This is a genomic window from Neochlamydia sp. TUME1, from assembly GCF_000813645.1.
Taxonomy (GTDB): domain Bacteria; phylum Chlamydiota; class Chlamydiia; order Chlamydiales; family Parachlamydiaceae; genus Neochlamydia.
Genome location: NZ_JRXI01000210.1, coordinates 1 through 7,642, shown reverse-complemented (window position 1 = coordinate 7,642; position 7,642 = coordinate 1). Strand labels below are relative to the sequence as shown.

Sequence of the window (7,642 nt, the reverse complement as noted above, 5' to 3'; positions counted from 1 at the left end):
TATAAAATATTATGTACCTCGTGCTTTTAAAACTAGTATAATTTCTAACTTAGAAAAACTACATTATCAATTAATCAAAAAAACTTATCCTACTAACAATAAAAAATATAAATTAATTATTAAAGATATAGAAAATTATCTAAAAAACAAGCAACAATTTTTAACTTTCTTAAGTAACAATTTATTGATGGATGTACAAGATCCTTGGCTATTAGCTTATAATCAGACCAAAAATATATCTTTACAAGAAGCTAGTGAACATTTACAAGACCTTTTATTTTCTTGGGAAGAACTAGCAAAATATGAATTAGAAGAGTTTATCCCCTTAGACTTAGAGGATTTAGATGGATATATGAAAAAATTAGAGGAGGTCTATCAACCCTTATTAGAGATAAATTCCTCTCCTGCCCTTCGATCTGCTGAAAATAAAAGGCTTACCGAATTAGCTGATAAAATCTCTACTTTAAAAGATAAAATAAAAAATCAAAATTTTTCAGAAATTCCTTTGCTATGTCAACATATTCGTACCATTATAAATATTACAGCCTAAGTTTGGGGAACGCAAATTCCATCCAATAAACCATGGAAATAGGATGAAGATTTAGGTGAATAAAAGGAAGGGTATGCGGATTATTATATGCTTAAAAAAAGTGAGCCTACACACCCAATCCTCTAAAAGCTGGCTCTCTACTTAAGGAAATTTATTTATAAATCAGGCGACTGCGTAAGAAGTAACTCAAAGAGCCTGTAATTTCTCTGTTTTTTATCTTAATTTCTTAACTAAACAGCAGGCAAAGCCTCCATCCCACCCTTCTGCGTTAGGCAAGATGGAAATGAGGTTCTTTTTTATTAAATCCAATTCTTGGCACGCTATCGCTACTATCTCTTCATTTTCTTCCGGGAGAATGCTGCAGGTCATGTACCAAATTTCGCCTTCATTTTCCAACAGATGAACAGCATGTTTTAACAAATTAAATTGAATGATTTTAAGCTGCTTTGCTTGATCTTCGTTTAATCTCCAGCGAGCTTCAGGACGTTTACTCAAAACTCCACTGTTACTGCAAGGCACATCTAAGACGATAAGATCAAATTTTTTATCAAGTTCTAACTTCTCGCCTTCACTGCAGCTTACTTGAGCTTGCACACCATATTTTGCAAAGTTGTCTTTTAGTTTTTGTATTTTGTGCAAGGAGACATCATTGGCATATAAGGCTGCTTGAGGGAAAAAGTCATGAAGGGCCAATGTTTTACCACCAGGAGAAGCGCATATATCCAATATGCTGGTAGGGGCTTTATTTATCCCTTGAGAAAGGCTTCCTATTAAGCTTGCTGGGGTAACATTTTGAATATAATAATCTGCAGAGGAAGCCACCTTTTTAACCTCAGAAGCAAGGACAGTAATGACCTTGACTGGTTCTTCTATAACTGTGTTCCACTCTGCCGGGATTTCTACTATATTTCTTAGCCGAGCCATGGTTAAGGCAGGCTTATTGCTAGCTTCTAAAATCTTTATTGTCGCCTGTAAGCCGTAGTGCTTGCTAAGATTTTTAATAAAATAAAGAGGAAAGGAATAGCGGATACTAAGAGAGGGTAGATCCATTCCTTGGGGTAGAGTTAAAGAAAGAAGAGAAAACTTCCTTAATATAGCATTTAAGTAAGCAACAAAGTAAGAATGGAAATGTTTCTTTGCAATCTTGATTGACTCATCCACAATCGCGTAGTGAGGAAGCTTGTCTAAGAAGTAAAATTGATATAAAGCTGTACGTAGTAAAGCTTTTTCTTTTAACTTTAAACGCATCTTTTTCTTTTCAGAGAGCTGCAAAGCCAAATAATCTAAGGCTAGGGCCATCTGAGCAGAACCGTAAGCTATTTGATGGGCTAATTGATAATCTTGAGAAGAAGGCTGCTCTTTTTTAAACCACTCTCCTAAATATTCGGAAATAAAGCTTTCCCCTTTTAATGAATGCAGAAGGGCGAAAAATGCTGCTTCACGACTGTTTATCATCAAAATATAGCCATTGCTGGAACACCCATTCTTGAAGCCAAAGATGTAGCTTGCTTGCTGCCTCAGCATAAAGCTGCTCATCTTGTTGCTCAAGCCATTCGCAGGCTTCTTCAAGACTTGTTCCTGTTGAAAAAAGATTTAGGAAACGAAAAGCAGAAAAGTCAATTTCATCCCACTGTAAATTATTTTCACCATTACGGTATACTACAAAATAATAGGGACGATCTTGAACCAGGCTAGGAAAATCGTGATTTTCCCAGTATTCTACCTCTTGTTTTATCATTTCCTGACGGAAAGTAAACATATCATAACGTAAATTAAATAAGGAAACGTGAGGCTGTAAACGCATGCGACGTTTAAGAGTTTTATCCATCCCTACCGCTATTGTAGGGGCATTCACAGGTGAATAATGGGCAGCAAAAAAAGAATAATTTAAGGCGGCGTCAATTCTTGCCGCATCTAATACTAATTGCTTATCCTTTTCCTGATAGCTCTCATCTATCCATTGAGGAAGCCGGTCACTAAGAAAGTTTAACGACCAGGTATCAGGAGGATAATGAGTAAGGTAAGGCTTACCAATTTTTTCATTAAAGTCATGATGCCCAAACAGGCGCACAACGAGGGGTGTGGCATCATGCAAAATGCTTAAAAGCCTCCACCAATATTGCTGATTATAAAGCTCTATACGTTGAGCGGGCCTTAAAGTAGGGCTAGGAACGATGTAGTCAAATGCTTCTTCTTCCATGCTTTCTTGTGAAGGAGAGATAGGATTCATACGGCTATCTTGATCGACAGGCCTTACCAGTATACTTGCAAACCACTCTTGCAGCTTTCTAAGGTTAGCGGGTACTTGCTTATCAAACGCTAATTCCATAGCCTTCATACTTCTACCCCTTGCAATTGACGCATCGGTCTTTCAAGGCTAGCCTTGTCATGTAAATATTTCTGAAACTTTTTTGCTTTTAGAGCCTCATCCCAAGTTTCTTGAAAACTAAGAAAATTATCATCCCATTCAAGTAAAGTGGAAACTCCTCCTGTGCGGGGATAAATATCGGCATATAAATCCCACACTTCATCCCTTACATAATTATCATGGGTATCTAGTACATAATCGCCATGATCGCTATGGCCCGCTAAGTGGATTTGTAGCACCCGATCATAAGGAAGGTTTTGGATATATTTTTGGGCATCAAAGCCATGGTTGCGGCTAGAGACATAAATGTTGTTGACATCCAACATCATAAAAATGTTAGCTTTCTCTACAACAGCCGTATAAAATTCCCATTCGGGCATCTCATCCTCTTGAAAAGCTACATAGGAAGAAAGGTTTTCAAGGGCAAAAGGAATTTCTAGATAATCCTGTACGATACGTGCTCTTTCGGCTACATAGTTGATGACTTCTTGGGTATAAGGCAAAGGAAGCAAATCATGATAGTGAGCACCGGGCAGATGCCCCCAGCATAAGTGATCTGATAACCAGGGTGTCTTCGTTAAACGTGTTAAGGCTTTAAGCTTTTTTAGATAATTGTAGTCTAAAGGATCAGCACTTCCAATTCCTAGAGCTACTCCATGTTGCACGACCTGATATTTAGCTAAAATTTTCTCAAGATTTTCAAGAGGCTTGCCACCTTCCACCATGAAATTTTCACTAATAATCTCAAACCAGTCAATCTCAGGTTGTAAGCGAAAAATATCTTCGTAGTGTACATGCCTTAAACCTATTCCAATTCCTAAGTTAGGAATGTTTGCATTTTTCATAGCCATCCTGGCAATACTTAAATTTTTTTTGTTCCTACCACACGTTTGATGAAGAAAAATTTCTAGAACTTCAAGAATATAGGCCTGGCATTTAAAGTTTAATTTCCGTTAGCAAGTGCCCTTTTTTCGTCATTTTATCATAAACCAGCTTAACAGCAAGATTTTTGTCTGCAATCGCACATTTACCTTGCCCCTTGCAAGAGCCTTGTCCGGCACACTCATGCTTGTCAGTTTTACAAGCATTTAGCCCTTTACATTGATTGGTATTTCCACAACGTGCGCTGGCCACTTCCCGTGCTAATTTTTGATTAGCTACATCTAAAGCTTTGTAATTTTGCTGGCCCTCCTCATTAAGCTCAAGAAGCAACTCCTCCTCATCCATCAAATGATAGCCTAAATTACCAGCATTAGGGTCGACTTCAGCTTGCGTAATAGCCGTAGAAGGGGCCGAAGTAGGAGTGCTTTTTTCAGGAGTAGAGGCAGCAGCTAACAAGGTAAGATAAGCGTGGGAAGAAGTCTGCTGCGCATGAACAGATTGTGAAAGCATCATACCGCCTGCCACACCAAGTAAAGCTAATTTTTTAAGATCTCTTTTCTTCATTTCTCTCCTTCGTTAGAATCATAAGTTTTTTAAGCTTAATCCTGAATAAAAAAAGTTAACCTAACCCTAAAGGTTAAGTGCCTATAAAATAGCCTATCAATTTAAACTCTATTTAATTAGCGATAGAAGCTGCTAAAAGTGTGCACACATCCAAGCATTTAAAACTTAAAGATATGCACACACTAGGAGTCAAATTTTAATTAGAGCCTTGATTGGTTTGCGCACGCTTTTCGGCTTGTTTTTGTGCAGCAACTTTGATAGCAAGATTTTTATCTTTGAAGTTGCAAGCGCTTGATCCAGCACAAGAACCTTTGCCTGCGCAACTATGTTCCTCTGTTTTGCAAGAGTTTAAGCCTTTGCAATCATTATTTCCTTTGCATGTCCTGCTAGCTAACTTCTGTGCTAATGCTTTTCCTTCTGCATTTAAACTATTATAATTTTCTTTACCTTGTTCATTCAATTGGCTTTTCAATTGATCTTCCGTCATCAATTGAGTAGAAGAGCTACTTTTAAGGCTTTCATCAGCCTCAGCGATGATGCGAGATTCACGATTTAAACCAGAAGAGGGTTTGCCTTGATTTCCGCATGTGCCAGCTCCACAACCGCTAGCCATGAGTACTCCAGGGGTCGCTAAATGATTGCTAGTATCAGCATAAACAGAACCTTGAGAAGCCATCATTACGCCACCTGTAATACCTAGCAAAGCAAGTTTTTTGAGATCTTTCTTATTCATTTTAACACTCCTAAAAAATTTATGGGTTTTCTTCAGCTTTTACAGATAAAATATTCATTTAACATTCATTTCTCTCAAATGCAAGTTTTTTTATTATCTTTTTTGTTCTTCAGAGAAAAATTTTCCGTAGGCTCGCATTTTACACTAGGCAAAGGTGGCCATTCGCTCTTAAGAGACCTTTAGATGAGACTGCTAGCAAGCAAAAGACAAAAGTAAACTTTTTAATAGAAAGACTTTAGGTTGTTTAGAATAGGGGAATGATTGTACATAATGTCCTCAAGAAACTTGCAAAGACAAGTTCTTTATAAGCCACCTTCTAGTTAAAATTTATAGTCTTAAGAGAAAAAAAATAAGTTGAATGCTTGGCTTCGTCCTACACTTTACATCAGTCGATAAGATAAGCTTTTTAAGAATAGAGAAGAAAAATTTAAATAATGAAAAACTGGAGGAGATTATAGATCCATGCAATAGCTAATAAAGACTTTTAAGAGGTATATTTAAGCATTTATAGCAAAGCTTTTGCCTTAAGCCCTTTTAAGGGGCTCAAGGCAAAAGCGCAGTAAGTTCTTGTTTGCACCATCTTCAGCAGAAAGGTAAAAAGTCTTCCTAACTTTAAGAAGAAGGCCAAAGTTCAGCGATAGGAAGAGGCAAAACTTGCCTGATATGTTCAATTTCTCCTTTAGAAACATGCTGGGTAACTACTTGGAATACTGCACGCACTATTTTTTCTACATCCGAATATTGTACCAACGCTAGGCTATTAAAGTGAAAAGCCACAAAATCTAAAAATTCTTCCGTAGTTTTAACCTTAACGGGCATTATAGAAGGCTTCCAACCCTCGTAATAAAACCCTCTCACTAACATAGGCAATTGAGCACTTAATTTCGCAGACACCTCTACGGATAAACGATCACGTAAAGCTTGCAATGTTCCTTTTAAAGCCAAATAAGCTTTTTTTTCATCAGTCCATCCCAGTAATCCCATAAGATCTTTGAGCCACTCATGAGTTTTTTGTAAAGTTGTCTCAAATACATCTACTGACATATCCGCCTCCTTATGTTAAAGGTACCTTAAGAATAGCGTAAGACTAGAAAACTATATTTTCAAGTTAAAATAAGATTAAAAAGTTCTACAATTATAAATTTTTTAAAATCCTAATCTTTTCATCAGATACTTTTGCTAGGATAAATTAGCTTAGAAAAACTTTAGGCTTGGCTTTTCCAGGTTTATCTTTCCAGGCTCTTTTTGAAAAGATAGAAAAATTTTGATCCTATCGGTTGATGGCTTGTAAGTAATAATAATAAAATTTGATCGGCTTCCTCTCTATCCAAAACAAAAGCTTTTCGGAAACTTTTTGCTCTGGATAGATGGAAAAGGGAAAAAAATTATTCTCAGCATGCACTTCCTCTAGAGAACAATTTCCTTTTTAAGATCGATTTTATCATTTGGAAAATATTTAACACGTAGGGTAACCAAAGACCTTCTACACAGGCCTTAAAGAAAATGCTCTATCTATATTTTTTTAAAGACTTCTAAATTTACTACTGTAATAATGGTTATGGTGAGCCTATGCGCTCCTAATAAAAGTGAGAAAAAATAGTGCACCCTTAAAAAAAAAGAATATACCACCTGGAATGAGCAAAATGATTTGATTTAGCTTGCAGCTACCTTTAAGAAATTCTTTAGCACAATTGTAAGTATTATTATATTTTTCTTTAAAAGTTAATAAGCTTTAAGGAGGCTTATATGGAAAAAAATTCAGCTTTAGATCTGTTCTTAGAAACAGGCCTTAGACATCTTTATACTGCTGAAAGAGAAACCCATGATAATTTAAAGACATTAGCTAGCCAATCTTCTAACCAAGCATTAAAAGATGCTTTTTCCTCTCATATTTTAGAAACAGAAAACCAGATAAGACGATTGCAACAGAGTTTTGGGATGCTAAATATTGATCCCACCTCTAGCAAAATCCAAGGAATTTCTAATTTTGCTGATAAAGGAAGAGAACTTATGAAAACATTATTAGATCTTAATTTTACCGACCGTAGTAAAGGTATGGATGGCATTCTTAACGAAGGGAAAGAGTTAATAAGGCATTTTGCAGATACAGATTCTAATGATATTGCCTTGATAAGTGCTGCTCATAAAGTCGAGCATTATGAGATAGCCTGCTATGATCTTATCTGTTTCTTGTGTGAACATTATAAACAGAAAGAAATAGTCAATTTAATGAAGCTTTCTTTGGAAGAGGAAAAACGTATGGGAGAAAAACTTTTGGAAATAGCCCGGCGTGATATTAAGCTGCCACTCTTTCCCCCTAGTTAATCATCGTTTTTTCTAACCTAGGAATATTGGGGTATAACTGGCGGAGAAGACGCATACACATTTAAAAAGCTGGTAGTTTAAATGTGGGATGCAAGTCCTCCCTATGCAAAGAAGCTTAAAAATTCAATTTCTTTAGCTGGAGCAATACAGAGGATACTTATAATGCAATTTTCATTATAGCTTATTAGAAAAAATTTAGAAGTGGCAGATAATACCATTT

Annotated in this window: 8 protein-coding genes; 2 read left to right on the top strand and 6 right to left on the bottom strand. The window is 36.3% G+C overall.

Translation table 11 applies throughout. The annotated features are described in order from the left end of the window. The coding region (locus DB41_RS11980) for a hypothetical protein (protein ID WP_039386744.1) at window positions 1-550 on the top strand (550 nt) is incomplete at its 5' end. Window positions 551-763: 213 nt separating this feature from the next. Here DB41_RS11980 and DB41_RS09730 read toward each other — a convergent pair. The 6 genes from DB41_RS09730 to DB41_RS09705 all read right to left on the bottom strand — a co-directional run bounded on the left by DB41_RS09730 (window position 764) and on the right by DB41_RS09705 (window position 6,141). Then, complete coding sequence (locus DB41_RS09730; RefSeq protein WP_039386742.1) at window positions 764-2,005, bottom strand: RsmB/NOP family class I SAM-dependent RNA methyltransferase; 1,242 nt, start codon at window positions 2,003-2,005, stop codon at window positions 764-766. After that, window positions 1,989-2,888 (bottom strand): putative DNA-binding domain-containing protein, encoded by a 900-nt coding sequence (locus DB41_RS09725; RefSeq protein WP_052244110.1) that lies wholly within the window; start codon window positions 2,886-2,888, stop codon window positions 1,989-1,991. The genes DB41_RS09730 and DB41_RS09725 overlap by 17 nt, the downstream gene beginning before the upstream one ends. Continuing rightward, the gene (locus DB41_RS09720) at window positions 2,885-3,763 is read right to left on the bottom strand and encodes a DUF692 domain-containing protein (RefSeq protein ID WP_039386749.1); all 879 of its coding nucleotides are present in this window, start codon (window positions 3,761-3,763) and stop codon (window positions 2,885-2,887) included. Before DB41_RS09720 ends, DB41_RS09725 begins: the two co-directional genes overlap by 4 nt. Window positions 3,764-3,854: 91 nt before the next feature. Further along, a complete protein-coding gene (locus tag DB41_RS09715) occupies window positions 3,855-4,364 on the bottom strand; it encodes a hypothetical protein (protein WP_052244109.1) in 510 nt (169 codons plus the stop codon). Between the two features lie 196 nt (window positions 4,365-4,560). Next, window positions 4,561-5,097, bottom strand: coding sequence for a hypothetical protein (locus tag DB41_RS10980; RefSeq protein ID WP_052244108.1), 537 nt, complete (start codon window positions 5,095-5,097; stop codon window positions 4,561-4,563). Window positions 5,098-5,709: 612 nt separating this feature from the next. Continuing rightward, entirely contained in the window at window positions 5,710-6,141 is a 432-nt protein-coding gene (locus DB41_RS09705) for a DUF2267 domain-containing protein (protein WP_039386739.1), read from the bottom strand. A 702-nt stretch (window positions 6,142-6,843) separates the two neighbouring features. Between DB41_RS09705 and DB41_RS09700 the strand changes: the two genes are divergently transcribed. After that, on the top strand, window positions 6,844-7,422 hold the full coding sequence (locus tag DB41_RS09700) for a ferritin-like domain-containing protein (protein ID WP_039386736.1): 579 nt from the start codon (window positions 6,844-6,846) through the stop codon (window positions 7,420-7,422). The last annotated feature ends 220 nt before the right edge of the window (window positions 7,423-7,642 follow it).

Coding starts and splice junctions, on each gene's coding strand:
- DB41_RS09700 (WP_039386736.1), top strand. CDS start 6,844: ATGGAAAAAAATTCAGCTTTAGATCTGTTCTTAGAAACAGGCCTTAGA.
- DB41_RS09705 (WP_039386739.1), bottom strand. CDS start 6,141: ATGTCAGTAGATGTATTTGAGACAACTTTACAAAAAACTCATGAGTGG.
- DB41_RS10980 (WP_052244108.1), bottom strand. CDS start 5,097: ATGAATAAGAAAGATCTCAAAAAACTTGCTTTGCTAGGTATTACAGGT.
- DB41_RS09715 (WP_052244109.1), bottom strand. CDS start 4,364: ATGAAGAAAAGAGATCTTAAAAAATTAGCTTTACTTGGTGTGGCAGGC.
- DB41_RS09725 (WP_052244110.1), bottom strand. CDS start 2,888: ATGAAGGCTATGGAATTAGCGTTTGATAAGCAAGTACCCGCTAACCTT.
- DB41_RS09730 (WP_039386742.1), bottom strand. CDS start 2,005: ATGATAAACAGTCGTGAAGCAGCATTTTTCGCCCTTCTGCATTCATTA.
- DB41_RS09720 (WP_039386749.1), bottom strand. CDS start 3,763: ATGAAAAATGCAAACATTCCTAACTTAGGAATTGGAATAGGTTTAAGG.